Raw genomic sequence first — 23810 nt, 5'->3', positions numbered from 1 at the left:
CCATCGGTGGATACCATTCTTTTTGAGCTTTTATAAAGTTATTGGTTGTGTGCGGCACAACACCATGGAATGCATATCTTCGAAATGTTATAACAGTACCCGTTACACATGAAGGAAACATTCAACCTAGTATCACTTTTGGACACTCTGGGGCTTGTGCAGGGGTTGCTGCTGGGTGTCATGTTGATTGTGATCCATTCAAGAAGGCGGAAGACAGTAGTGTATTTGGGACTGTTTGTCATCCTGTTTTCCTTGGAACCTTTGGAGAACATTTTTCATGAACTGGGTGTTTTGCAAAAATGGCCCCATTTGATTCTTCTTCCAGTGAGTTTTCACTTTTTGGCGTATCCCTTGTTTTACATCTACCTTCAAAAAATTTCAATTCTTGAAGATGAAAGGCCCAGTTATTGGACCATGATACCAGGGTTCCTGGAGTTGATAGTCGGGGTTGTGGTTTTCTTTTTGCCTTTGCATATCAAAACATGGATCAAGGATTCCAATGCCATGCTAATTTATTTTTTGCTCGGGATGGGGTATTCCCTGATCATTCAAATTTTGGCTTTGAGATGGCTTGCTCGCCATCGTACCGAACTGGAAAACCAATACAGTTTGATTTTGCATCGCAGCCTGCAGTGGTCCACTTATTTTATCTATGCCAGTATTTTGTTCAGTGTATTGTTCCTGCTCACTTTTCTCACTGAAGATCGTTCGGTTTATCTTGTTTATTCAGTAGTGAACGTTGTGCTGATCTATTGGATTTCTTACCAAGGATTTGCTCAACAGAATGTTTCACCGGTTTATCATTCCATTTTGAATGTTCCTTCGAATGTCAAAAATGAACTTGATAAAAATGAAGATAAAATCATAAAGGAAAACCCTGCACACATGAAAACCATTAAAACTCCTGATGAGCAGGAAATATTCAGACAAGTATTGGACCGCATCCAGGACCATATGGTAAAGAGCAGGTGTTTTACCAAGGAAGACCTTACCATTGTAGATGTTTCCGAAGCAATACACGAACACCCACGTCGTATCTCACAATCCATAAACAGTTTGTTGGGGACCAATTTTAATAACTACATCAACAGTTTTAGGGTAGAATACGCCAAAGAACTTTTCTCCAGCGACCAATGCAAAAACCTGTCCATAGAAGGGATTGGTATGGAGGCCGGCTTTCATTCCAAGAGCACTTTTTACGCTGCCTTTAAGAAAATTGAGGGGACTACGCCTGCCAAACTTAGACCGGAATAACATATTGGGTTTTACCTTTCGCTTTCAAGGATTATTTAAATGGACAGTTGTGTCAAAAAAGTTCGAATTTCTGAATTCCGAACTCCAATCCCTTGAAAATACTAGGCTTTGAGCATTTGCTTGTGGAACTTTGTGTGGACAAAATGAAGTACGAATTTCTAAAAGTTACTACAATGAAAGCAAAGTTCACCAACAGTACATTCTTGATTTTACTGATGCTTTTATCAGTATCATGCAAAAACCAGGACAATAAGGAAATTGCCTTGGCAGATGAAACCACCGAATTGGAAATCCCGAATATTTCCGATGCCCACTTTGAACTTGCGCTACAATCTGTCCAGAACAAGGACAATTTGAAAGCTGCAGAAGAAATCCAAAAGGGAAAGCAAGGATTGATCAATGAAAGTGGTAGGGTAATCTTGACCTTGAAAGGAAAAGATCAACTGGACTCAGCAGTTTTTAAACTTGATGAGATGGCCAACACCTTAAAAAATGGAGGAACCGTGGAATTGAACGAATTTAGAGAAACCATTTTGGAGGCAGAACTCGTCATTAAGCACAATTATCTGGTCACCGAGGATTTTTACGTGCTCACATCTACCAAAAATAAAGAAGAAAATCAGGTCAGGGATGTGTTCACCAACAATATGGAAGCCTTGGATGCTTTCAACAAAGACCTTAAAACCGATAATAAGGATACCGCTAAAAAACTATATGCCGAAGGTGTTGAACTGGGCAAAGAGTACAAACAATGGTTGGAGAAAGTAAAAGTGCACAATGCCAAAACATCCGATTTTTTGGAGAGTGAAATTTTGGAAGGGAATCTACCCTTGAGATAGTGCAAATGAATAAATCCTGATAAAATGAAAACGTGGTTAACATATACAATTTGTGTGGGCTTCATGGGAATGATAAATGCCCAGGCCAGTAATTCCGTTATCGAGGAAAAATTGCCCTACTATCCCAATGAAATCAATTTTACCACAGAGATCCTTGGTTTGGGCGAAGATTTTGTACTGGACCATTGGCAACAGTATATTCTGGAGCACGGGGGCAAATCGGAAATTCTGGGGTATGAAAAGGGAGACCTTCAAATGGTATCAAAAGATGTAATGTTGCCTCCATTGGATAATGAAACTGTGACCTTGAATACCCTGTTGTTCCCAAACACTAGTGAAACGGGAGTCAATCTATCCATCAATGTTCAGAAAAAGGATGGCACCTATTTGTCCAACCAAGGACAGGATAAGGTTGCAGCAAAAAAATTGGAAGCATGGTTGTTGGATTTCAATCGAGGGCTTACCTCCTTGGAAAAACAAGAAGTTTTCAACTATGTCGAACAAAAAGCAGAATAATCTATAAAACAACAAGCGATGAGTTTTCTATCAAAAAATATAGTGCCGGATACGCGTGGCAGAATCTTTACCACCAATGCCGAGACCATGGACGATTTGGCCGAGATTAAAAGGCAATTATTGAAAATGAAGGGTATTGATGACGTTACTATCGACCACAAAAAATATCCGAAAGAACTGGTGGTCCGGACCAATAGAATGGTCTCTGTGGAAAACATTCAAAAAGAAGTGGGAAAACTGGGTTTTGATATTTTATCCAAGGGAATATTCGCCATCTAAAATAACTGAAAAATAAAGTAAAACATAAATAATTTATATCATGAAAAATTTAATTATGGGCTTAGTTTTAACAGGTTTGTCGGCCCAAACCTATGCCCAAGAAGTGTTATTTAAGGCTGAAGTGAATGAGAAAGAAGTACCTGTTGCCATTGTGGAAGCAGTGGAAAAGGATTTTCCGGGATTTTCTGTTACCGAGTATGCCACCATCCCGCTGGAATTAATTGATGAGGAAGTTTTTGTGGATACCGCCCATAAACCTGGATCAGGGTATGACACCTATCAATTGACCCTAAACCAAGGTGCCGATAGATATTTGGAAGCCACATATAACCATAAGGGCGAGCTTTTGAGTTCTGTGGAACATCTTAAAAACGTTACCCCACCAGCTCCTGTGAGAAATTCCGTAGCGCAAATGTACCCCGGTTGGACCATTGAAAAAGATGCTTTTAAAATGGTACACTACGAAGGTAAAAAGGCCAAGGAACGATATAAACTGCTCCTTGGCAAAAACGATAAAAAAATGAGGGTGTATACTGATGAAAAAGGTAAAATCCTAAAAGTATCATGATTGTTTTTTGATTGGTGTTTGAAAATGAAGGTCATTTAGCTTTCATTTTGTAATGAGGAATGGGCAATGCCAAACTGATGATTTCAGCAAGGTGTTGCCCATTTCATTTAATCGGTATAAGTAAAAAGTTTTTAGGTTTTTTTGCAAAGTGATATTGGTCAACTTGCGGTTGGGTTTAGTAAAAAGAAGCTCTAGGTTGTTTAATTTAGTATTATGGCACATAAGAAGATAGACATCACCAAATCAACCGGGGAAAAGGTTCGGTTTTCCATCGATAAGTTGCAAAAATCACTTCGACTTAGCGGTGCAAGTGAAACCACGGTACAGGAAATCGTTAAAATGGTTCAGGATGAACTGTACCCGGGCATCACCACTAGGGAAATTCACAATCGTGCTTTTGCCCTTTTGAAAAAAAGAAAGTCCATCTATGCCTCCAAATACAAATTAAAAAAAGCCATTTATGAATTGGGACCCACCGGTTTTCCGTTCGAACGATTTTTGAGTGGGATCTTACATTATTCCGGGTATCGTACCAAGGTAGGCGAGGTGTTACAGGGAACCTGCGTTTCCCATGAAATTGATGTGCTGGCCATTAAAAATGGCACCTTGAACATTATTGAATGCAAATTCCATAGTGAGGACGGGCTCAATTGCAATGTAAAAGTTCCCTTGTACATCAACTCCCGTTATCAAGATGTTAAAGGTCCACTTGAGTCCAACCAAGACAAGGATTTTGAAGACACGTTGGGTTGGGTGGTCACCAATACCCGTTTTACCATGGATGCCATTCAATATGGAAAATGTATGGGTCTGTATTTGTTAAGTTGGGACTACCCAGAAGGGGATGGACTAAAGGACCGGATTGATAGGTTGGGACTATATCCGATAACCGTTTCTACTTTACTCAGCAATCGGGAAAAGGATTTTTTGTTGGAACGTGATGTAGTGCTTTGCCGTCAGTTGTTGCAGGACAGCTTTTTATTGGACCACCTTGGGGTATCCAATGGAAGAAAGGAACGCATTTTGGGCGAGATGAAATCATTGTGTGTAATGTAAGATCGGTATGAACAAACTTAAGATACAGTTTTTAGGAGGAGCTGGAACCGTTACAGGATCTAAGTTTTATTTGGAAACGGATCAGATTAACATCTTGGTGGACTGCGGCATGTTTCAAGGATTAAAGGAACTCAGGTTGCAAAATTGGGAACCCCTGCCCATTCAGGTTGCAAATATTGATGTGGTATTATTGACCCATGGGCATTTGGACCATTGCGGATATTTGCCCTTGTTGGTCCGTCAGGGCTTTTCGGGAAAGATTTTAGGAACGGCCCCCAGTTTGGAAATAGCTAAGATCATTTTAGAGGACAGTGCCAAGATTCATGAAGAAGAAGCCGAGAGGGCCAATAGGGAAGGCTATAGCAAACATCATCCTGCACTTCCTCTTTACACACAGTACGATGTGGACGCGGCTCTAAATCTTTTTGAAAATATTGAGGAGGGGGAAGCAGTCACCTTGTCTGAAAATTGCCATGCCACCTTCAAGTATAACGGACATATCATTGGTTCCACCTTTATCGAATTGAACCTTTTTGGGAAGCTTTTTGTTTTTTCAGGGGATGTGGGAAGAATGCAGGATGACCTGCTCAATCCGCCCAAACAACCCCAATGGGCAGACTATCTTTTTGTGGAAAGTACCTATGGCGATAGATTGCACCCGAAAGAAGATGTTGCCGGAATACTCACCGAACTGATTGATCGATCCATAAAAGAACGGGGTACTTTGATCATTCCATCCTTCGCGGTGGAACGCTTACAATCCCTCATGTATCAATTGTGGAAATTATATAGCAAGAACCTGATTCCCAATATTCCCATATTCGTGGACAGTCCCATGGGTACCAACGTGTTGGAGGTATTTGAACATTATCCAAAATGGCACAAGCTTTCCCAGGAAGAATACAACAATATGTGCAACCATATAAATCTGGTCAGTTCCTATCGGGAGACATGGGAAACCATTGACGACCCAAGACCAAAAATCGTGATAGCAGGAAGTGGAATGGTCACTGGAGGTAGGGTATTGACCTACATCAAACAGTTGGCGGGTAAAAAATCGACTTCCATTTTGTTGGTGGGCTACCAAGCCGAAGAAACCCGAGGTCGTAAACTTTTGGAAGGTACCACTGAGCTAAAAATGTTCGGGAAATATGTGGACATCAACGCCAATATCATGCACTTGGAGAGTCTTTCCGCCCATGCCGATCAAGAAGAACTGCTAACTTGGATGGGCGCTATCCAAAATGTTCCGGAAAAGGTATTCTTGATTCATGGAGAAAATACAGCAATGGAAATTTATAAATCAAAAATCCAAGAAAGGTTCGGTTGGCATTGCCACATTCCCAAATTGAACGAGGTGATTGAACTTTGGCTTTAAATCATAATTTTACCCCATAACTTAAGTCGCCCGCATCGCCTAGGCCAGGAATAATATATCCCTTACTGGACAATCCCTCATCCACGGCAGCGATCCATAGTTGTGTATCCCTAGGAAAAACCTGAGCTACCTTGGAAACACCCATTTTAGAACCGATAACGGATATGATGTGGATTTGTTTTGGCGTACCATGTCCCTTTAAAGCCTTCAGCACATTCTCCAAAGTTTTACCAGTGGCCAACATGGGGTCGGTAAGGATCAAAATCTTGCCATCCAGAGAAGGTGCCGCAAAATATTTTACGATTACTTCAAAATCATCTTCATTGTTGGGGTGATGGCGATAAGCCGAGATAAAAGCATTTTCCGCACCGTCAAAAAAGCTCAATAGTCCATTGTGAAGGGGGAGGCCCGCCCTCAATACCGAACAAAGCACCAGTTGGTCCGAGCATAGGTAGGTCTTTTTCTTGCCAAGGGGTGTGGTAATTTCGGCTTCCTCATAGTCCAAGGATTGGCTCACTTCATAGGCAAGTACCTCTCCAATCCGTTCAATGTTCCTTCTAAAGCGCATGGGATCTTTTTGAATATGGATGTCGCGCATTTCTGCCAAGAAGGTATTCAAAACGGAATTGGTCTGATCGAACTGGTGTACTATCATCAGCAATAACTTTGGCGGTTGGGTGTTGTGCTCTATGTAAAAATAGGCAGAAACTTCGGAAGGGAGGTTATAGGATTTCCTGATATCGGTCATTGTGGACCTTACCCAACTTTTTCTTAATTTGAATAGGAATTTTCTTGGGAAGAATTTTGGGTTCATCACAGGATGTTTCAAAAAGTGAATACAATTTCAACTATGGATTTTATTGACTATTACAAGGTTTTGGGGGTTGATAAAAGTGCAAGCACCGACGACATTAAAAAAGCGTATCGGAAGCTGGCCAGAAAATATCATCCCGATTTGAATCCGAATGACAAGGATGCCGAATTGAACTTTAAAAAGGTGAACGAGGCGAATGAAGTACTTTCGGACCCTGATAAAAGGAAAAAATATGACCAGTACGGAAAGGACTGGCAACATGCCGAAGAATTTGAAAAGGCAAAACGTTCAAGGGCACAGAGGCCGCAGGGCGATTATTCAGGATACACCTATTCCCACTCGGGAGGTTCTACCCAGGATTTTTCGGATTTCTTTGAATCCATGTTCGGGGGTGCCACTGGCTTTGGTGGTCGGGGACAAAAAGTTCGTTACCGCGGTCAGGACTACCATGCGGAATTGCATTTGTCACTTATGGATGTGTATACCACCAAAAAACAGACCCTCACCGTGAATGGGAAGAACATCCGGTTAAGTATCCCTGCCGGCATCGAAGATGGACAGACCATCAAGATCAACGGGCATGGCGGGCCCGGAATTGAAGGAGGCCCTGCAGGCGACCTTTATATCACCTTCTTCATCACAAACAACACGGTTTTTAAAAGAGATGGGGCCGATCTGTACAAAAATGTCCAAGTTCCTTTGGTAAAAGCAGTACTCGGTGGTGAAATAGTGGTGGAAACCTTAACCGGAAAAGTAAAATTAAAGGTAACGCCAGGTACCGACAACGGCACCAAGGTCAAACTAAAGGGAAAAGGATTTCCCAAATATAAAAAGGAAGGTCAGTTCGGGGATTTGATTTTGACCTATAATGTGAGCATTCCCAAAAACCTTACCCCAGAACAACGCACCTTATTTGAAGCCCTTGAAAAAGCCAACCTAGCATAAAAACATGGCACAGGAAAACTACATATCGATCAAAACATTTTGTGAGCATCACGGGGTGCAGGAATCCTTTGTTCTCTCCATGCAGGAGTTTGAACTTTTGAGGGTAGACCATGTTGAAGAGGAAGCCTTCATCCCTATGGAAGAATTGCCCATCCTTGAAAAAATGGTGCGGTTGCATCGCGAACTCGACATAAACCCAGAAGGGATACAGGCCGTGTACCATTTATTGGAGCAGGTACAGAACCTTCAGCAAGAAGTTGTCGCCCTTCGCAGAAAGTTGGATAGGTTGGGGTAGGCTGCTCCGTATTCATAATGATATGACCTAGGTCATAGGATTGCGGAGACATGGTTTCTACTTTTAAGCTAAAATCCAAACAAATGGAAACTATCACAAGTATAGGCGTTTTGGATTTTTGGTTCAAGAACAAAATCCCATGGCGATAACTTCGGATATCATGAAAAAAATTCTAGTACCCACCGATTTTTCCGAGTATTCGGAATATGCTCTTGAGGTAGCCGCCCAAATGGCCAAAAAACATGAATCTGGGATTGTACTGCTTCATATGATAGGCATGTCTGAATCCGTATTGGCCAACTCGGAAATTGCCGAAGAACAGGAGGCCAAGTACTATTTAAAATTGGCGAAGAAAAAACTAAAAGACATTACCAAAAAAGAGTATCTCCGGGAAATCCCCGTTGAGGTCATCATCCAAAACTATAAGGACTTTAAGGAAGTGAACCAAGTGGCCAAAGAGCAAAATTGCGACTTGGTGGTCATGGGGTCTCACGGCACGAGTGGTTTGTCCGATCTATTTGTGGGATCCAACACCGAAAAGGTAATCCGCACTTCTGAAATCCCCGTTTTGGTCATTAAACATCAACATCTTGATTTTAAAGTAAACAAAATGGTTTTTGCCTCGGATTTGGAAAATGAAAGTATCCCTGCGTTTAAAAAAGCATCCGCGCTTGCACAGCTGTTATCGGCCTCTATTGAAATAGTGTATATAAATGATGCAGGGGCCAATTTCATGGGAGTTGATGATGTGAGAAAACGAGTGGCTGACTTTAAAAGAGAACTGGACCAATCCGTTGAGGTGCACTTTTATAACTATCATACCGTAGAAGGAGGATTGTTCAACTATTGTTTGATGAACAATGTGGATCTATTGGTAATCCCCACCCACGGAAGAAAAGGCTTTGCCCATTTTCTAGTAGGAAGCTTGGCCGAAAATGTATCCAACCATGCCAAATTACCCGTGATGACCATCAAACTATGATCAGGAACGGAACAAAAGTTCCAATCTGCCAAGTTGGATCAATTCGGCTTTGTTGCTTCCGGAGAACGAGGAGGCAATTGCCCTAGCTGTGGACATGGTCAATTGTTTGATCTTGGGCGTAAACAATGGTTTGTTTTCGGTATAAAACTGTTCAAACTCCTCATAGACGTCATCAGCATTTTTCCCATATTCCAAGAGCCATTCAAAAACGGTCTCAATTTGGGCGGCGGCGTCCGTACCATATCCATCCTCAACGGTATCCATATCCAGCCAAATATCATGGACCAGTTCATTCAGTTTTTCCAATTCCTTCACGTGAATGCTATGATCGGCCATTGCAACGGCATAAAAAAGCTTACCTAAATTTTGATACAGTTCATTCCCTTGTTTCTTACTTTTTCCCATCATTTTGCTATTTTCCTGTGCTTGATAAATAAAGATAGGCATGCAAAAAAAACCGGCCTATGACCAAAATCAGTACCTTTAAGGTGGCTATGGAACTATTGGAAAAATACGATGTCTTGAAGGTAATTTCGGAAGTAATTTCCGAAGGAGTGGTCATTGTTGATGAATCGCAGGAGATTGTGTCGGCCAATTCTGCAGCCAATAGGATGTTCGGATACCAAGAAGAAAATTTGGTGGGTAGGCCATTGGATGTATTGATTTTGGAAGGATTGCGCCAAAGGCATCGGCATGAGGTCCGCGATTTTATTGAGGAAGGAAAGGCAAGGACCATGGGCCCTGGCCTGGAATTATTTGGAGTACAACAGAACGGGCAGCGGTTTCCTTTGGAAATAAGCCTGAACCCCTTCAGTCTGGGGAACAAAAAATATGTGATGGCCATTGTTGTGGACATTACGGAACGTAAAAAGGCGGAACAGACCATAGATTATTGGTTCCAGATCTTTGATGAATCACTGAACGAAATTTATGTCTTTGATGCCGAAACCTTTGTATTCATCAACGTAAACCGAGGGGCCCAACTCAACCTTGGGTATCATCTGGAGGAGTTAAACCGGTTGTCTGTACTGGACATTAAACCGAAACTCTCCATGGAAGTGATGAAACGATTGGTGGCCCCATTGATCGGGGGAAAAAGGGAGAAAGTAAACTTTGAAACCGTTCATAAACGGAAGGATGGCAGCCTTTATCCGGTGGAGGTGCACCTTCAATTGTCGGCCATTGGCAAACGGAAGGTCTGTGTGGCCATTGTATTGGATATCACGGAACGAAAGACCTATACCCAACAATTGGAGAACACCGTTGAGGAACGTACCCAACAACTTAGGGAAGCCTTGACAGCAGAAAAAAAACTGAACGAACTCAAGACCAAATTTTTGTCCTTGGTCTCGCATGAGTTCAAAACTCCTTTGACCAGTATTTTGACTTCCACTTCGCTTTTGTCAAAATACACCGAAACCGATCAACAGGATAAAAGGGACAAGCACATCAACACCATTAAGTCTAAGGTAAGACATTTGGATAGCATCCTTACCGATTTTCTATCGATTGAACGGTTGGATACAGGAAAAGTCAATTACAATATCACTAATTTCCCATTGAGCAAGTTGGTCAATGAGGTCATTTACGACTCCAATACGCTTTTGAAGGAAGGTCAACGAATCCGATATCCTATGGATATTGAAGGTATAACCATCGATTTTGATGAGAAGATCATGGCCCTGTCACTTTCCAATTTAGTGCACAACGCCATAAAGTATAGCCCCGAGGATACCGAAATAGAACTGAAGGCCACTAAGATAGGTGCCGCATTGCAGATTGCTATCACGGATCAAGGACTTGGAATCCCTAAGAAGGAACAACCCTTTATTTTTGATCGGTATTTTAGGGCCAGTAACGTACTCACTGTTCAGGGTACGGGGATAGGGTTGAACATAGTACGCCAGCATATGCACAACCTTGGCGCCAATATCACTTTTACAAGTGAGTTGGGCAAGGGCTCCACATTTACACTGCACATACCCATTAACAACAAGGAAAATGAAAAAAGTGCTTCTGGTTGAGGATGACACCTCTTTACGCGAAAATGTAGAAGAATTGCTGGGACTCTCGGGGTTTCGGGTTTTTGCGGCCTCCAATGGAAAGTTGGCTCTGGAACTGGCCAAAAGGGAACGCCCGGATATTGTACTTTGCGATATCATGATGCCCGAAATGGATGGCTATGAAGTGCTTGAACAAATGGCATCCTGTGATCAGACCCGGCATATTCCCTTCATCTTTGTATCGGCCAAAACTGAACGTTCCGAGGTTCGCAAAGGCATGGATTTAGGAGCGGATGATTACCTTACCAAACCTTTTGAGGAGGAAGAACTTTTAGGCGCCATTTACTCCCGGTTGGAAAAAGCGGAACATTTGGAAAACTCCTTTTTGGATCGGAAGGCCACCCATAAAGAAGGAGATGACATACGTTCCCTTAACGAGCTGAAGAATTTCTTTGACGACCACGGACAGTTGTTCACATATAAAAAGGATGAAACCATTTATACTATAGGCGAGCACTCCAATATGGTGTACCTCATTTTAAAAGGGGTGGTCAAAAGTTGTGGTCTGGACGAAGAAGGCAAGGAACTTATTACCTCCGTCTGTTCCGAAGACGATTTTTTGGGATTTACCTCGCTAACGGATAACTTTCCTTACCAAGAATATGCGGTGGCCATTGAGGATGTGGAATTGGCAGGGCTCCATAAGGAAAAGGTGAAATCGATCCTTGAAGAGAACAAGAACGTTTCCCTTGAACTGATGGATGTCATTGCGGAGGATTTGGTACAGATCAAAAAGCAATTGTTGCAAATGGCCTATAGCTCTGTTAGGAAGAAAACGGCACAGACCCTGTTGATGTATTGCAAGGCCATGAACAGAGGAAAGAACAGTCCCTTAAAAATTGCACGGAGCGATTTGGCAGGCGTGGCAGGCATTGCCACGGAAAGTTTGATCAGGACCTTGTCCGATTTCAAAAACGAAGGGCTTATTACGATTGAGAACAGAAATATTGTGGTGCTGGACAAAGCAGCATTGGAGCGGGTGCATTGATATTGGGGGTTCAAGGAAAATAGGCATGATATTTATCATTCCATGTGTTTAAGGGAATGTTAAACTTTGGACCTTATTCAGAAGCCCGATGAAGAATATTTTGATCCCTACGGATTTTTCTGAAAACTCCACCAACGCGTTAAAATATGCCCAGATATTGTTCGATGCCAAGGAGTGCAGCTTTTATTTGCTGTATGTGGGTTCAGTTTTGGATTCCAATTTGGAGGATGAGGCGGTTGACGGGACAAAGGGTACAATTCCGTCGACCTCCAAAAAAAAGTTGCTGGAATTGGTGGAAAGCACACGAAAACTTAACAACAACCCCAACCATTACTTTTACTCCCTTCATGAAAATGGCTTTTTCGTTCCAACTATAAAAAAGCACGTGGAAGGGCAACACATCGACCTGATTGTAATGGGGACCAAAGGCGTCTCCGGTTTACAAGAAAAAGTGGTAGGCAGCAATGCTGGTGATGTAGTGACCAAGGTGCAGTGCAATACTTTGGTGGTTCCCAATAATGTAGCGTTTTCAAAACCTATAGAAATTGCCTTTCCTACGGATTACAATATTTTCTATTCCCACGAAATATTACGCTCTATGTCAGAAATGCTGGAGTTGGGAGACGGTAATTTTAGGGTCATGAATGTGATGAAAGGGCATGATTCCCTAAATCCTGAACAGACCACAAATAAGGATTACCTGCTAGATTTTATGGAAGAATCCTTTCCGGCCCGGTACAGTGCCCACACCATAACCAACAAAAGTGTAAAGTCCGCCATTCAATGTTTTGTGGAAAGTAGAGACATTGACATGATGGTCATGGTAGCCAAAAACCTGAATTTCATTCAATTGATCTTGTTCGATTCTTTGGTGGAGCAAATCAGTTTTCATACCAAGGTGCCCTTTTATGTCATCCATCAATAAATCAACATAAAACGGCAACTGGTTTTTAATGTGATGGAAATCATAGTATTTCGATTAATAGGTAGCTAGCTTTATGCCATTGTAGGATGTAAAGCAAATGCGTCATGATAAAGGTTGTACTGCCCACCGATTTTTCCGAAAATGCGTTCCATGCCATCAGCTATGCGGCTAGGTTGTTGGAAAATACTACAACCGTTTTTTACCTTATGCACACCTATACCCCTGCTATTTATCGTATTGATTATGCCTTGGGAAGTCCGGGCCTAATAGGTCTACCTGACGATTTAAAGTACGCCGCGGAAGCACAGTTGGATAAAACCCGGGAGCGTATCAAAGCCAAGTTCGACAATCCCAAACATCAATTTGTTACCCATACGGCATTCAATACCCTAGAAGATGAAATCCGGTTATTTGCTAAGAAAGAACAAGTGGACCTTATCATCATGGGCACCCAGGGAGCAACAGGTGCCAAAGAAATTTTGTTCGGTTCCAATACAGTTCATGTGCTCAACCGCGCCCAAATTCCGGTACTTGTCATTCCAGCAAATTACAAGTACACAACCCCAGGAGAAATTTTATTTCCTACCGACCTCGAAGTCGATTTTGATAAGATTGATGTTGCCTTCCTACTGAAATTGGCCAGATTATGGCATTCCAAGATCCATATCATGCATGTAGCTTCCCCAGAGGGATTAACGGAAACACAGGAAAATAACAGGGGCCACTTAGAAGGTTTGATGGTGGAACAAAACCATATTTTTCACGATGTGCCCGATCAAGAGTTGGCTATCGCCATCAATGCCATACAGGAAAAAGTGACCGCCGAAATATTGGTCATGGTCAAAAACAAACACACCTTTTTGGAACGCTTGTTTATAGAGCCCGTAATTAAGAATATGGGTCTTCACAGTCAAATCCCATTTTTGGTACTTCCCTATAATCTTAAAAGTTAAGCCATGTTACAAATCTTGGTCCCAACGGATTTTTCCAACAATTCATACAATGCCCTGTATTATGCGGCTAAGCTGTTCAAAAGTAAGGAATGCACCTTTCATCTGGTAAATGTGTGTACATCTTCCGCAGGGAATGTTTCAGAAAACGAACAAGTGGAATCCGTGCAAGGGTTGGATGCCATGGCGCATAGGTTAGTGCTGGATTTGGGTAAAAATTCCAATCATCAAATCAAAAAAGTATCCCTGTGCCATAGTGTGACCAAGGGAATTTTGGGATATGCCATGGAATTTCCGATTGATCTGATGGTAATTGGCAACAAGGCCAAAGAAGAGGGTGCCAACATTTTGTTTGGTAACAATGCCATGCAATTGGTGCGTGAAGTTAACCAGTGTCCAGTGTTGATCGTTCCGTTGGAAATTGATTTTAAACCTGTGGAAAAAATTGCCTTCGTATCCAATTATGTCAATGCCATTGCCGAGGAAAATGTGAGGGCGCTTTTATTTTTTTCCAATATCATGGATAGTACATTGTTGCCTATGAGCATAGAAGAAAGCAAGGGAACAGATTCTATGGCCAAACACAGGGCTAAGTTTTTAAAAGCGATTTCCAAGAACCTTTCCAAAGAAGTGGTCTTACCTGTATTTCAGGATAAGGTCAGTACCATTTTGGAATTTGTGGAGTTGTGGAACATTGACATGCTTTGCATGGTCTACTACCAACATCATTTCTTTTTGGAATTTATCGGTAAGGGAATCATCAAAGACCTGAACACCAAATTAACGGTTCCTTTTTTGATTCTTCCGGACCGACCAAAATGATGCAGGTCATGGTGTGTTTTCAAAGTTGGGTGTAGCTTTAATGAAAAACATAAAAGCCATGGACAAGCGCGCATTGTTACCCACGGATTATTCAAAAAATGCCCTGAACGCCATTAGATATGCCTTTGAGTTGTACAAAGACGTTAAGTGCGATTTTTACCTTTTGAACGCATTCCATGTTTCTGGCTATAATTTAGACAGCATGAGAGTGCCCGAGATTGGTGAACCTTTATATGAGGCTGCAAAAAAAGAGGCAGAAGACGGCATGGCCCGTTTAATGGAACTCCTTGATCTGCATCCTGATAATGAAAAGCATACCCTGCATACCATTGTTACCTTCAACAGTCTTACCGAGGCCATACGTAATGTAATCGAAAAGAAAGACATCGACATCATCATTATGGGTACCAAAGGGGTTACGGATGCCAAGGCTAGGGTTTTTGGGACCAATACCGTATCAGTGATGGAACGCATCAAGGAATGTCCTGTAATTGCCGTTCCAAGCGATTATTCCGTAGAACCTCCAAGGGAAATTGTCTTCCCGACCGATTACAAAACGCATTTTAAAAAACGGGAAATCGAATACCTCATCGAAATAGCCAAATTGCATGGTGCCAAGATCAATGTATTGCACATAGATCGGGATAAGGATGGTAAACTGAATAGGATGGAAGAGGAAAACAAAAAATTATTGCTCGATATTTTGGAAGGAACCGAATATGAAACCCATTTTTTGTCCTCCGTGAAGGTGAGCAAGGGAATCCATCTGTTTGTGGAAAGCAAACATTGCGATATGATCGTTTTTATGAACAGGAAGCATCTGTTCTTTGGAAGCATTCTGTCCAACCCCTTGGTAAAGGAAATAGGCTATGATCCTGAAGTGCCCATTTTGGAACTCAATGATAACTGAAAAATGTAAAAGATGAAAAAAGTTGGAATTTGGTTGGATAAAAAAGAGGCCCTCGGTGTGGTCTTGGAAGAGGATGGGGAAAGTGTTTTCAATGTAGAGTCCGAATTGGAATTTTTCAATCCCAAAGGCGGATCACGTTCCAAGGCCAACTGGGGGCCACAAGATGTGGTGCAGGACAGCAAATACCTGGAGCGGGAAAAACATCAACTAAAAAGGTATTTTGAAAACATAACTTTGGAACTGCAAGATGTGGATGAATTGGCCATTTTTGGACCGGCCGAAGCCCCAGAAAAGTTCGTGGGTGAACTGGAAGAACATTACCCCGCTTTGGCCCAAAAGATAATTGCCACTGAAAAGGCGGACAGTATGACCCAGAATCAATTCACGGCACTTGTAAAACAAACCTTTGGTTTGAATGATCGATAACCACCAAATGATTTAAATCATTTGAAAAAAACCGACCAAACCTTACCTTGATGAATGCCTTGGAACTAAAAACCTTGGGTCATGGTCACATTGGGAAAAATAGGGGATTTGCATAAGGAACTCCAAATCTGGAGCTCCTACCTACAGTTTATTGATGACGAAATGCTCTTCATACAACGGTTGTTGAACTCCTATGTATTTGAGCCAAGGACACCTAATCTTTTTGAGAGGCTGGAAGATTTTAAGCGGGAATTTGCCCTTTCCAAAAAGGAAAAGAACCGATTGAAAAAGGCGATTCTCGATCATGAAAAGCATTTAGGCGGACTGGTTGAATGCACCACAGATGACTGTGATGCCCACTATTATCAGAAACACCAAGCGTTCAAGGATGCCATGACGGCTTATATCGAGAGCTATCTCAATTTGAAGAACAAGGTGTACAGCTATGCGGGATCGATTCTAAAGCGAAAAAAACCGCAGGATTGAGATATGGTACCAATGCCGGCGCATTGGATATGGTATAACAAAGATTCATTATTCTAAAAATTTTAATTATGTCACTGGTTAAATTAAACGGAAAGCGATTTCCATGGAATGAAAGCTTGATCGATTTTTTTAATCGAGACACTTTTATTGATGATGATTTTTTCAATTTGGAAAAATCCATGCCATCAATGAACGTGAAGGAGCACAATGATGATTTTGAAATTGAGATTGCCGCCCCAGGGTTTGACAAAAAGGATTTCAACATTACCATGAAAGATGACCTTTTGGAAGTTTCTGCTCAAAAAAGCAAAGAAGAAACCGAAAAGGATGAAGACTACACCCGAAGGGAGTTCAATTACAATTCGTTTACCCGAACCATGCAATTGCCCCATTCCGTAGATCCAAAAAAAGAAGTGAAAGCCACTTACAAAAATGGGATTTTAAAATTGCATCTTCTTAAAATGGAAGAAGCCAAGGAACAACCCAAAAAAGTGATCGAAGTGGTTTAAGTAAGAATTTGCGGCAAATGGAGGAAAATCCATTTGCCGCCAAAACTAAAAACAATGAAAGCAAAAATCCAAAAAGGGACCTTTAGGGAATGGTTGACAGCTGAGGAATTACACGATGCGTCCAAAAAATGGTCCTCCGAATTAAAATTCGCAATGGACGAGCAAAAATTCCTGAACAGCATGATCAAGGATTATACCTTGGATATTATCGATTCTGACATGTTCAATACCGTACAGCCCGTTGTGGAAGTTTTGAACAAGTCTGAAAAAGAGTTGATAGATCTTTTTAAAAAAGTACAGTTGCATGAAAACCAACTTCAGATCATGGTCGATGATGTAAACCAAGCGAGGATGGAGAATGCCTACTTGGACACCCATGCCGACCTCGAAAAAGAAATGGAACGCTATTTTGTAAAATATCGCGAGGCCAAGAATAGGATGTTCGATATTGTTTCGCAGGTGATCAAAAGGAAAAAGCAAAAAAGGCTGTTGAATTAAGGTTGATACAAACACAAAAACAATGAAAGTTTTGGTTTACAGCGCCAAGGATTTTGAGGTGGATAACCTCAAGAGGGCCAATGGGGAGAGGCACAAGATCAAATTTGTACCCGAAGCTTTGGATGCCACCACAGCGGTAATGGCCGCCGGTTACGATGCCATCTCCATTTTTTCAAATGACGATGCTTCGTTGGTCGTCCTCGAAATCCTAAAGGAACTTGGGGTAAAGTATATTACCCTTCGGGCCACGGGTTACAACAATGTGAGCATTAAATCCGCTATGAGGATTGGTTTAAAGGTGGCCTATGCCCCTGAATATTCGCCTCATGCCATTGCGGAACATGCCATTGGCCTTCTTTTGGCCCTCAACCGGAAATTGGTATTGGCCCATCAGCAGGTGAGCCAATATAACTTTTCATTGGACAATTTGATCGGGTCAGACCTGAACGGAAAGACGGTGGGCATATATGGAACAGGTAAGATTGGTTCCATATTGGTAAACATCTTTCATGCCTTCGGATGCAAGGTGATTGCTACCGATATTCACCAAAACCAATATCTGGAAAACCATTACGACCTGGAATACCTTCCTTTGGAAGAAATGTTCAAAAGGGCCGATATTGTTAGTATCAATGTGCCACTGTCCCATGAAACCCATCATTCCATCAATGCTTCCCATTTCAATTCGATGAAAAAGGGCTCATTTTTGGTCAACACGGCCCGTGGCGGGATCATAAAAACAGAAGATTTGATTGATGCCCTAAAAAAAGGAATTCTAGGGGGATATGCCACGGATGTGTATGAGGGAGAACGGGGCATCTTTTTTAAAGATCTTAGCCAAAAGGGCATTGAGGACCAAAAACTGAAAGACCTCATTGCCATGCCCAATGTGTTGATTACACCTCACCAAGCCTTTGCTACCAAGGAAGCCTTGCAGCGTATTGCGGCCACAACCCTGTACAATTTGGATTGTTGGGAAGAGGGGAGGACCTGTAAAAATGAGTTGGGGTACCAGACCTTTGCGCTATAAAAGCGGACTCAACAGTTTGGCAAATCCCTCAATCAATTTGTTCAACCAGGGACGTTGGCTGTATTTGAAGTAATCATTCAATAATTCGGATTTGGCACAGTCCTCCAAAAACTCCCTCTTCATATGTTGGCAAAGTACGGTATCATAAACAAAGGCTTGGGCCTCATAATTCTGTTGCAGGCTCCTGTTGTCAAGGTTAGCGGTTCCGATACTTGCAATCTCGTCATCGCAGAGCATTACCTTGCTGTGTAAAAAACCATCGGAGAACAGATACACTTTGATCCCTGCCTTTAGGTACGACTCGTAATAGGCCCTGACGCACCAGTCCACCAGTTTGATATCGGTAGTGGCCGACATCAACAATCGAACATCCACGCCGCTAAGCGCAGCGGTCATCAATCCTTGCAGTATGGCATGGTTGGGGATGATGTACGGGTTTACGATGTACAGGTATTTCTCTGCACTGTTGATGATGGAAAAATACACTTGCTCCATCACATCAAAATCATCATCCGGGCCACTGGGTACAATCTGAAGTGAAACTTGGGAGGTAGTGGGTCGCGCAATTTTAAAAGGGTTCATGTCTACATGGATTCCGCTTGCCAGATACCAATCCGTGATGAAAATCCGGTTTAGGTAATCAACGGCTTCCCCTTCAATTTTCAAATGCGTATCATGCCATTTTCCTAAGGAGGGGTCACCTTTAAGATACTTGTCGGATATGTTGATCCCACCAGTAAATCCTACTTTATTGTCCACAACAATGATCTTGCGGTGGTTGCGGTAATTGAGGGCGGTAAGGAACCGTCCAAACCTAAAAGGAAGAAACTGTGCAGTTTCCACCCCTATGGCCTTTAATTTTTTTAGGTATTTTTTACTCAGGGAATAACTTCCGATGCCATCATATAATAGTCTTATTGTAACATTTTCGGCAATTTTTCTTTGGAAGATATCCAGAAGCTTTTCCGCCAACAGACCATCCTCATAAATGTAATACTGCAGATGGATGTGCTCCTGGGCACTTTCCAAGGCATCAAAAATACTTTCAAAAGTGATTTTACCATCTTGCAACAAGCTCAGTTCATTGTCACACGTAACCGGACAGTTAACAGTCTTATGTATGAGGTGGGTTATTTTTCGCTTGTTGTTAGACAGTGGGGGTTCACAATGAACATAAGGAATGTCCTTAAGATGCGTAACGGAATTTTTCAATGAGAACATTTTACTTTTTCTTCTATTTCTTCCAAACAAAAGATAAAGCAATACACCTCCAACGGGAATGGTGAAAATGGCCAATAGCCATGCCAAGGTCTTGCTGGGTCTTACCCCGTTCAAAAGCAAACTTACAACCAAGATCAGGGCGATCAAAATGTAAACTCCTATGGCGATGGGTAAGAGCATGGGAATATAACTTTCTATTTATGTTAAAGATAACGCGCTTTCGGTTCAAAAAAGCTGATCGTTTTCATGCCATGGGTAAGATAAGGATGCCATTGTCCAATTTCATGATTTAAATCACTGTTTTCATTTTACCTTTGTTGGCAAACCAACCTAAGTTTCATGCGAGCCATTGTTTACGAAAGATTCCAAGGCCCCCTTACCTTACAAAATGTTGTAGATCCCACACCAAAACATCATGGGGTGGTCGTAAAAGTGACAGCCACAGGTCTTTGCCGTAGTGATTGGCATGGGTGGATGGGTCACGATACCGATATAGAGCTGCCCCATGTGCCCGGTCATGAATTGGCTGGAATCATTGTCGAAGTCGGAAAGGACGTCAAAAATTTTAAAGTAGGGGATAGGGTTACCGTTCCTTTTGTATGCGGATGCGGCACCTGCCCCCAATGTCATTCAGGAAACCACCAGGTTTGCGATAATCAAACCCAACCGGGATTTACCCATTGGGGATCCTTTGCAGAATATGTGACATTGGACCACGCGGATATTAATTTGGTAAAACTACCGGAAGAAATAATGGATATCACTGCTGCTATATTGGGCTGTAGGTTTGTTACTTCTTTCAGGGCCGTTGTAGATCAAGGCAAGGTACAGGGAGGTCAGTTTGTGGCCGTCCATGGGTGCGGGGGCGTGGGCCTTTCCGCCATTATGATCGCCAATGCCTTGGGTGCACAGGTCATTGCCATCGACATTCATGATGAAACCTTGAAATTGGCCTCGGAATTAGGGGCAACCAAAACGGTCAATGCATCCAAATCAAGCAATGTAGTGGAGGAAGTGAGAGGACTCACCCATGGTGGTGCACATGTTTCCTTGGACGCCTTGGGAAGCCAAGTGACCTGTTTCAATTCTGTGGCCAACCTAAGAAAGCGAGGAAAACATATTCAGGTAGGTTTGATGACGGGCGACCATCAACATCCAAAGGTGCCTATGGACAAAGTTTTGGCCAATGAACTGGAAATTTTGGGCAGTCATGGTATGCAGGCCTTTCGTTATTCGGCCATGCTGGAAATGATCAAAGAGGGCAAACTCCAACCTGAAAAATTGGTGGAACGGACCATTTCTTTGGAGGATATCACTATAGAATTGCCTAATATGGACAAGTTTTCCAATAAGGGGATATTGGTCATTGATGATTTTGAAAGATAAAATCCACGGCCATTTGGGCATGAAGGTCGGTGGTGGCCAATGTTGGAATACCAATATCGTCAGGTTTGATTAAGAGAGGCAGCTCAGTGCAACCTAAAATAATACCTTCAGCGCCTTTTTTTCTTAACAATTGTATCTGTTCCAAAAAGAAGGCCTTGGCCTCTTTTGAAAAAACACCTAGGGTCAATTCTTTGGAAACATAGTGGTGCGCTTGTGGAATGGCCTCTTCTTCTGGAATGATCGTTTCAATCCCATAATTTTTCTTCAGCACTTTTGAAATAAAATCTCCGGTAATGGTGGGCTTATTTCCCAACAACCCCAATTTCTTCAATCCTAAACGCTGGACTTCCCTTCCAGTGGCATCGGCAATGTGCAGAATGGGGATTTTGATCTTGGGTTGCACAAAGTCATAGGCCATATGGGGCGTGTTGGCACAGATTACAATCGCCTCAGCACCTGCATTTTGTAGTTTCAGGGATGTTTCCAAATATTTAGCATTGATTTTTTCCCGGTCCTGTTCCCGCATCAGTTCTATGTTGATGCTATGGATGATCAAAGGCGGGTTGGCCTGTTCGCCAATAATTTGGGACGCCATTTGATTGATCAATTTATAATATTCAATGGTGGAGTGCCAGGAAGTGCCCCCTATCATTCCCAATGTTTTCATGCTTTAAGGATATGTTCAAAAAAAGTAATGATTCCGTAACAAATTACATAAAATCATAACAAATAAAATGATCAAACTCATTGTGCCATCAAGATTGAATGAAACAGGTATTTTTTAACAATGGGAAATGTTAAAAAATGGCACCTGATTTTGTTTGGTCAATAAACCAAGCTAGTCGTTTAGGGATATTAGGCTGTCGTTGGGGGATTTTAGGTTAAAATTAACATAAAACAAGCATGGCTCTACTTATTTTTAGAGACCTCTTGAAAAAGGAGTGTGGAACGTAGCTATGCTATCTTCCGCTACATCGATCAAAAAATAGTAAATCAGATAACCGAAACATATGAAAAGAAGAAGTTTTGTACAGTATGCCGGTTTGGGAACGGGGGCACTGATGATGCCTTCATTGCTTTTGGGGAACAACATTCCCGCAGAGGCCCTGCTCGCTCCCGGCATGGATGTAGCACTCAAAAAGAAAATGGCCGATGTGGCCCTGAACACGGCCAAATCCTTGGGGGCCACCTATGCCGATGCAAGGATCGGAAGGTACTTGAACCAATATGTATTCACTCGGGAGGACAAAGTCCAAAATGTGGTGAACACGGAATCGTTCGGAATCGGAATCCGTGTGATTGCTAATGGAACCTGGGGGTTTGCTTCTACCAATGCGGTAACCGAAGATGGTATCAAAAAGGCCACCGAACAAGCTGTGGCCATTGCAAAGGCCAACTCCAAAATTCAAAAAGAGCCTGTAGTTTTGGCTCCTGTTGAAGCATACGGGGAAGTTTCTTGGAAAACGCCCATTCAGAAAGATTTTAAGGAAGTACCTATTTCAGATAAGGTAGACCTATTGTTGAGTGCCAATGCAGCCGCCATTGAAAATGGTGCCAACTTTGTGAACTCTGCCCTTTTCATGGTAAACGAACAAAAGTATTTTGCTTCGACTGATGGTTCCTACATAGACCAAGACGTACATCGTATTTGGCCAACGTTCACCGTAACCGCCATTGACCGTGCAGCAGGGAAATTTAGGACCCGTCAAGCAATGAGTGCCCCAATGGGTATGGGTTATGAGTATATGGATGGATTGGAGTCCGAAAAATTGGTCGGTCCACAAGGTATCAAACTATATCGCAATAGCTACGATATTGTGGAAGATGCCACCATGGCGGCCAAACAGGCCAAGGAAAAATTGACCGCCAAGTCCGTGGAAGCGGGTAAATATGATTTGATTTTGGAACCTAACCACTTGGGCCTAACCATACATGAATCCGTGGGACACCCTTTGGAGTTGGATAGGGTATTGGGATATGAGGCAAATTATGCAGGAACCAGTTTCGCCACTTTAGACAAATGGGAATCCAAAAACTTCAAATACGGAAGTGATGTGGTAAACATCGTAGCCGATAAAACCCAGGTTGGCTCTTTGGGAGCTGTAGGTTATGATGATGAAGGCGTGAAGACCAAAAAATGGGACCTCATCCGAAATGGCGTGCTTGTGAACTACGAGGCCATTAGGGACCAAGTGCATGTAATTGGCCAAAACGAATCCCACGGGTGCTGTTATGCACAAAGCTGGGAAGATGTACAGTTCCAACGTATGCCCAATGTTTCTTTGGAGCCCGGTAAGGAAAAGTATTCCCTACAGGACATGATCAAGGATGTGGAAAAAGGAATTTACATTTTGGGACGAGGATCTTATTCCATCGACCAACAACGATACAACTTCCAGTTTGGAGGAACCATGTTCTACGAAATTAAAAACGGTGAAGTTGTGGGCATGTTGGAAGATGTGGCCTACCAATCCAACACTCAGGAGTTCTGGAATTCCTGTGTGAAGATTTGTGATAAGGACGATTACAGGTTGTTCGGTTCCTTCTTCGATGGTAAGGGCCAACCTTCCCAAGTCAGTGCAGTTTCCCACGGAAGCTCTACGGCAAGATTTAACGGAATTAATGTGATCAATACCGGTAGGACCATTTAAGGTTTTCATTTAAATAATA

The 23810-nt window shown here is 42.3% G+C and carries 27 protein-coding genes; 23 read left to right on the top strand and 4 right to left on the bottom strand.

Annotated elements, in window-relative coordinates:
- Window positions 1-108 precede the first annotated feature (108 nt).
- The 7 genes from GTK07_RS15615 to GTK07_RS15585 all read left to right on the top strand — a co-directional run bounded on the left by GTK07_RS15615 (window position 109) and on the right by GTK07_RS15585 (window position 5890).
- Window positions 109-1254, top strand: coding sequence for a helix-turn-helix transcriptional regulator (locus GTK07_RS15615; RefSeq protein WP_163636178.1), 1146 nt, complete (start codon window positions 109-111; stop codon window positions 1252-1254).
- Window positions 1255-1427: 173 nt separating this feature from the next.
- Entirely contained in the window at window positions 1428-2093 is a 666-nt protein-coding gene (locus GTK07_RS15610) for a hypothetical protein (protein ID WP_163636177.1), read from the top strand.
- Window positions 2094-2117: 24 nt separating this feature from the next.
- The gene (locus tag GTK07_RS15605; protein WP_163636176.1) at window positions 2118-2609 is read left to right on the top strand and encodes a hypothetical protein; all 492 of its coding nucleotides are present in this window, start codon (window positions 2118-2120) and stop codon (window positions 2607-2609) included.
- Window positions 2610-2627: 18 nt separating this feature from the next.
- Window positions 2628-2888, top strand: coding sequence for a heavy-metal-associated domain-containing protein (locus tag GTK07_RS15600; protein ID WP_163636175.1), 261 nt, complete (start codon window positions 2628-2630; stop codon window positions 2886-2888).
- Window positions 2889-2928: 40 nt separating this feature from the next.
- Window positions 2929-3456, top strand: a complete 528-nt coding sequence (locus GTK07_RS15595) for a hypothetical protein (protein WP_203583820.1) — start codon at window positions 2929-2931, stop codon at window positions 3454-3456.
- Window positions 3457-3669: 213 nt separating this feature from the next.
- Window positions 3670-4512: an ATPase gene (locus GTK07_RS15590; protein ID WP_163636173.1), complete on the top strand. Its 843-nt coding sequence runs from the start codon at window positions 3670-3672 to the stop codon at window positions 4510-4512.
- Window positions 4513-4519: 7 nt separating this feature from the next.
- Window positions 4520-5890: an MBL fold metallo-hydrolase RNA specificity domain-containing protein gene (locus GTK07_RS15585; RefSeq protein WP_163636172.1), complete on the top strand. Its 1371-nt coding sequence runs from the start codon at window positions 4520-4522 to the stop codon at window positions 5888-5890.
- 1 nt (window position 5891) lies between these two features.
- Here GTK07_RS15585 and upp read toward each other — a convergent pair whose 3' ends face one another.
- Window positions 5892-6545, bottom strand: coding sequence for a uracil phosphoribosyltransferase (gene upp / locus GTK07_RS15580; protein ID WP_163636267.1), 654 nt, complete (start codon window positions 6543-6545; stop codon window positions 5892-5894).
- A gap of 195 nt (window positions 6546-6740) precedes the next feature.
- Between upp and GTK07_RS15575 the strand changes: the two genes are divergently transcribed.
- The 3 genes from GTK07_RS15575 to GTK07_RS15565 all read left to right on the top strand — a co-directional run bounded on the left by GTK07_RS15575 (window position 6741) and on the right by GTK07_RS15565 (window position 8926).
- Window positions 6741-7649: a DnaJ C-terminal domain-containing protein gene (locus tag GTK07_RS15575; RefSeq protein WP_163636266.1), complete on the top strand. Its 909-nt coding sequence runs from the start codon at window positions 6741-6743 to the stop codon at window positions 7647-7649.
- 4 nt (window positions 7650-7653) lie between these two features.
- The gene (locus GTK07_RS15570) at window positions 7654-7944 is read left to right on the top strand and encodes a chaperone modulator CbpM (RefSeq protein ID WP_163636171.1); all 291 of its coding nucleotides are present in this window, start codon (window positions 7654-7656) and stop codon (window positions 7942-7944) included.
- Between the two features lie 160 nt (window positions 7945-8104).
- Window positions 8105-8926: a universal stress protein gene (locus GTK07_RS15565; RefSeq protein WP_163636170.1), complete on the top strand. Its 822-nt coding sequence runs from the start codon at window positions 8105-8107 to the stop codon at window positions 8924-8926.
- Here GTK07_RS15565 and GTK07_RS15560 read toward each other — a convergent pair whose 3' ends face one another.
- A complete protein-coding gene (locus GTK07_RS15560; protein WP_163636169.1) occupies window positions 8927-9334 on the bottom strand; it encodes a hypothetical protein in 408 nt (135 codons plus the stop codon).
- Between the two features lie 56 nt (window positions 9335-9390).
- On the opposite strand from GTK07_RS15560, the gene GTK07_RS15555 reads away from it, so the two are divergent.
- The 11 genes from GTK07_RS15555 (at window position 9391) to GTK07_RS15505 (ending at window position 18533) form a co-directional block, all read left to right on the top strand.
- Window positions 9391-10950, top strand: coding sequence for a sensor histidine kinase (locus tag GTK07_RS15555; RefSeq protein ID WP_235932892.1), 1560 nt, complete (start codon window positions 9391-9393; stop codon window positions 10948-10950).
- A complete protein-coding gene (locus GTK07_RS15550) occupies window positions 10928-11977 on the top strand; it encodes a response regulator (protein WP_163636168.1) in 1050 nt (349 codons plus the stop codon). The genes GTK07_RS15555 and GTK07_RS15550 overlap by 23 nt, the downstream gene beginning before the upstream one ends.
- A gap of 88 nt (window positions 11978-12065) precedes the next feature.
- Window positions 12066-12902, top strand: a complete 837-nt coding sequence (locus GTK07_RS15545; protein WP_163636167.1) for a universal stress protein — start codon at window positions 12066-12068, stop codon at window positions 12900-12902.
- A gap of 104 nt (window positions 12903-13006) precedes the next feature.
- Complete coding sequence (locus tag GTK07_RS15540; protein WP_163636166.1) at window positions 13007-13855, top strand: universal stress protein; 849 nt, start codon at window positions 13007-13009, stop codon at window positions 13853-13855.
- Window positions 13856-13858: 3 nt separating this feature from the next.
- A complete protein-coding gene (locus GTK07_RS15535; protein WP_163636165.1) occupies window positions 13859-14674 on the top strand; it encodes a universal stress protein in 816 nt (271 codons plus the stop codon).
- A gap of 40 nt (window positions 14675-14714) precedes the next feature.
- On the top strand, window positions 14715-15584 hold the full coding sequence (locus GTK07_RS15530) for a universal stress protein (RefSeq protein ID WP_235932891.1): 870 nt from the start codon (window positions 14715-14717) through the stop codon (window positions 15582-15584).
- Window positions 15585-15596: 12 nt separating this feature from the next.
- Window positions 15597-16010 (top strand): hypothetical protein, encoded by a 414-nt coding sequence (locus GTK07_RS15525; RefSeq protein WP_163636164.1) that lies wholly within the window; start codon window positions 15597-15599, stop codon window positions 16008-16010.
- 81 nt (window positions 16011-16091) lie between these two features.
- Window positions 16092-16496: a hypothetical protein gene (locus GTK07_RS15520; protein WP_163636163.1), complete on the top strand. Its 405-nt coding sequence runs from the start codon at window positions 16092-16094 to the stop codon at window positions 16494-16496.
- Between the two features lie 68 nt (window positions 16497-16564).
- A complete protein-coding gene (locus tag GTK07_RS15515) occupies window positions 16565-17005 on the top strand; it encodes an Hsp20/alpha crystallin family protein (RefSeq protein WP_163636162.1) in 441 nt (146 codons plus the stop codon).
- A gap of 54 nt (window positions 17006-17059) precedes the next feature.
- Window positions 17060-17503: a hypothetical protein gene (locus GTK07_RS15510; protein ID WP_163636161.1), complete on the top strand. Its 444-nt coding sequence runs from the start codon at window positions 17060-17062 to the stop codon at window positions 17501-17503.
- 22 nt (window positions 17504-17525) lie between these two features.
- A complete protein-coding gene (locus tag GTK07_RS15505; RefSeq protein WP_163636160.1) occupies window positions 17526-18533 on the top strand; it encodes a 2-hydroxyacid dehydrogenase in 1008 nt (335 codons plus the stop codon).
- Here GTK07_RS15505 and cls read toward each other — a convergent pair.
- Window positions 18528-19934, bottom strand: coding sequence for a cardiolipin synthase (cls, locus tag GTK07_RS15500; RefSeq protein WP_163636159.1), 1407 nt, complete (start codon window positions 19932-19934; stop codon window positions 18528-18530). The two genes, GTK07_RS15505 and cls, sit on opposite strands and share 6 nt — an antisense overlap.
- A gap of 159 nt (window positions 19935-20093) precedes the next feature.
- Between cls and GTK07_RS15495 the strand changes: the two genes are divergently transcribed.
- Window positions 20094-21140: a zinc-dependent alcohol dehydrogenase family protein gene (locus GTK07_RS15495; RefSeq protein ID WP_163636158.1), complete on the top strand. Its 1047-nt coding sequence runs from the start codon at window positions 20094-20096 to the stop codon at window positions 21138-21140.
- On the opposite strand, the gene GTK07_RS15490 is transcribed toward GTK07_RS15495, so the two are convergent.
- Window positions 21118-21807, bottom strand: a complete 690-nt coding sequence (locus tag GTK07_RS15490) for an aspartate/glutamate racemase family protein (RefSeq protein ID WP_163636157.1) — start codon at window positions 21805-21807, stop codon at window positions 21118-21120. The genes GTK07_RS15495 and GTK07_RS15490 overlap by 23 nt on opposite strands.
- Window positions 21808-22150: 343 nt before the next feature.
- Between GTK07_RS15490 and GTK07_RS15485 the strand changes: the two genes are divergently transcribed.
- Entirely contained in the window at window positions 22151-23791 is a 1641-nt protein-coding gene (locus GTK07_RS15485; RefSeq protein WP_163636156.1) for a TldD/PmbA family protein, read from the top strand.
- Window positions 23792-23810: the final 19 nt, after the last annotated feature.

This window comes from Flagellimonas sediminis, assembly GCF_010500845.1.
GTDB lineage: Bacteria > Bacteroidota > Bacteroidia > Flavobacteriales > Flavobacteriaceae > Flagellimonas > Flagellimonas sediminis.
Note: the sequence above shows the minus strand (reverse complement) of the source record. Positions and strands in the feature narration are given on the sequence as shown.

Coding starts and splice junctions, on each gene's coding strand:
- GTK07_RS15615 (WP_163636178.1), top strand. CDS start 109: ATGAAGGAAACATTCAACCTAGTATCACTTTTGGACACTCTGGGGCTT.
- GTK07_RS15610 (WP_163636177.1), top strand. CDS start 1,428: ATGAAAGCAAAGTTCACCAACAGTACATTCTTGATTTTACTGATGCTT.
- GTK07_RS15605 (WP_163636176.1), top strand. CDS start 2,118: ATGAAAACGTGGTTAACATATACAATTTGTGTGGGCTTCATGGGAATG.
- GTK07_RS15600 (WP_163636175.1), top strand. CDS start 2,628: ATGAGTTTTCTATCAAAAAATATAGTGCCGGATACGCGTGGCAGAATC.
- GTK07_RS15595 (WP_203583820.1), top strand. CDS start 2,929: ATGAAAAATTTAATTATGGGCTTAGTTTTAACAGGTTTGTCGGCCCAA.
- GTK07_RS15590 (WP_163636173.1), top strand. CDS start 3,670: ATGGCACATAAGAAGATAGACATCACCAAATCAACCGGGGAAAAGGTT.
- GTK07_RS15585 (WP_163636172.1), top strand. CDS start 4,520: ATGAACAAACTTAAGATACAGTTTTTAGGAGGAGCTGGAACCGTTACA.
- upp (WP_163636267.1), bottom strand. CDS start 6,545: ATGATAGTACACCAGTTCGATCAGACCAATTCCGTTTTGAATACCTTC.
- GTK07_RS15575 (WP_163636266.1), top strand. CDS start 6,741: ATGGATTTTATTGACTATTACAAGGTTTTGGGGGTTGATAAAAGTGCA.
- GTK07_RS15570 (WP_163636171.1), top strand. CDS start 7,654: ATGGCACAGGAAAACTACATATCGATCAAAACATTTTGTGAGCATCAC.
- GTK07_RS15565 (WP_163636170.1), top strand. CDS start 8,105: ATGAAAAAAATTCTAGTACCCACCGATTTTTCCGAGTATTCGGAATAT.
- GTK07_RS15560 (WP_163636169.1), bottom strand. CDS start 9,334: ATGATGGGAAAAAGTAAGAAACAAGGGAATGAACTGTATCAAAATTTA.
- GTK07_RS15555 (WP_235932892.1), top strand. CDS start 9,391: ATGACCAAAATCAGTACCTTTAAGGTGGCTATGGAACTATTGGAAAAA.
- GTK07_RS15550 (WP_163636168.1), top strand. CDS start 10,928: ATGAAAAAAGTGCTTCTGGTTGAGGATGACACCTCTTTACGCGAAAAT.
- GTK07_RS15545 (WP_163636167.1), top strand. CDS start 12,066: ATGAAGAATATTTTGATCCCTACGGATTTTTCTGAAAACTCCACCAAC.
- GTK07_RS15540 (WP_163636166.1), top strand. CDS start 13,007: ATGATAAAGGTTGTACTGCCCACCGATTTTTCCGAAAATGCGTTCCAT.
- GTK07_RS15535 (WP_163636165.1), top strand. CDS start 13,859: ATGTTACAAATCTTGGTCCCAACGGATTTTTCCAACAATTCATACAAT.
- GTK07_RS15530 (WP_235932891.1), top strand. CDS start 14,715: ATGAAAAACATAAAAGCCATGGACAAGCGCGCATTGTTACCCACGGAT.
- GTK07_RS15525 (WP_163636164.1), top strand. CDS start 15,597: ATGAAAAAAGTTGGAATTTGGTTGGATAAAAAAGAGGCCCTCGGTGTG.
- GTK07_RS15520 (WP_163636163.1), top strand. CDS start 16,092: ATGGTCACATTGGGAAAAATAGGGGATTTGCATAAGGAACTCCAAATC.
- GTK07_RS15515 (WP_163636162.1), top strand. CDS start 16,565: ATGTCACTGGTTAAATTAAACGGAAAGCGATTTCCATGGAATGAAAGC.
- GTK07_RS15510 (WP_163636161.1), top strand. CDS start 17,060: ATGAAAGCAAAAATCCAAAAAGGGACCTTTAGGGAATGGTTGACAGCT.
- GTK07_RS15505 (WP_163636160.1), top strand. CDS start 17,526: ATGAAAGTTTTGGTTTACAGCGCCAAGGATTTTGAGGTGGATAACCTC.
- cls (WP_163636159.1), bottom strand. CDS start 19,934: ATGCTCTTACCCATCGCCATAGGAGTTTACATTTTGATCGCCCTGATC.
- GTK07_RS15495 (WP_163636158.1), top strand. CDS start 20,094: ATGCGAGCCATTGTTTACGAAAGATTCCAAGGCCCCCTTACCTTACAA.
- GTK07_RS15490 (WP_163636157.1), bottom strand. CDS start 21,807: ATGAAAACATTGGGAATGATAGGGGGCACTTCCTGGCACTCCACCATT.
- GTK07_RS15485 (WP_163636156.1), top strand. CDS start 22,151: ATGAAAAGAAGAAGTTTTGTACAGTATGCCGGTTTGGGAACGGGGGCA.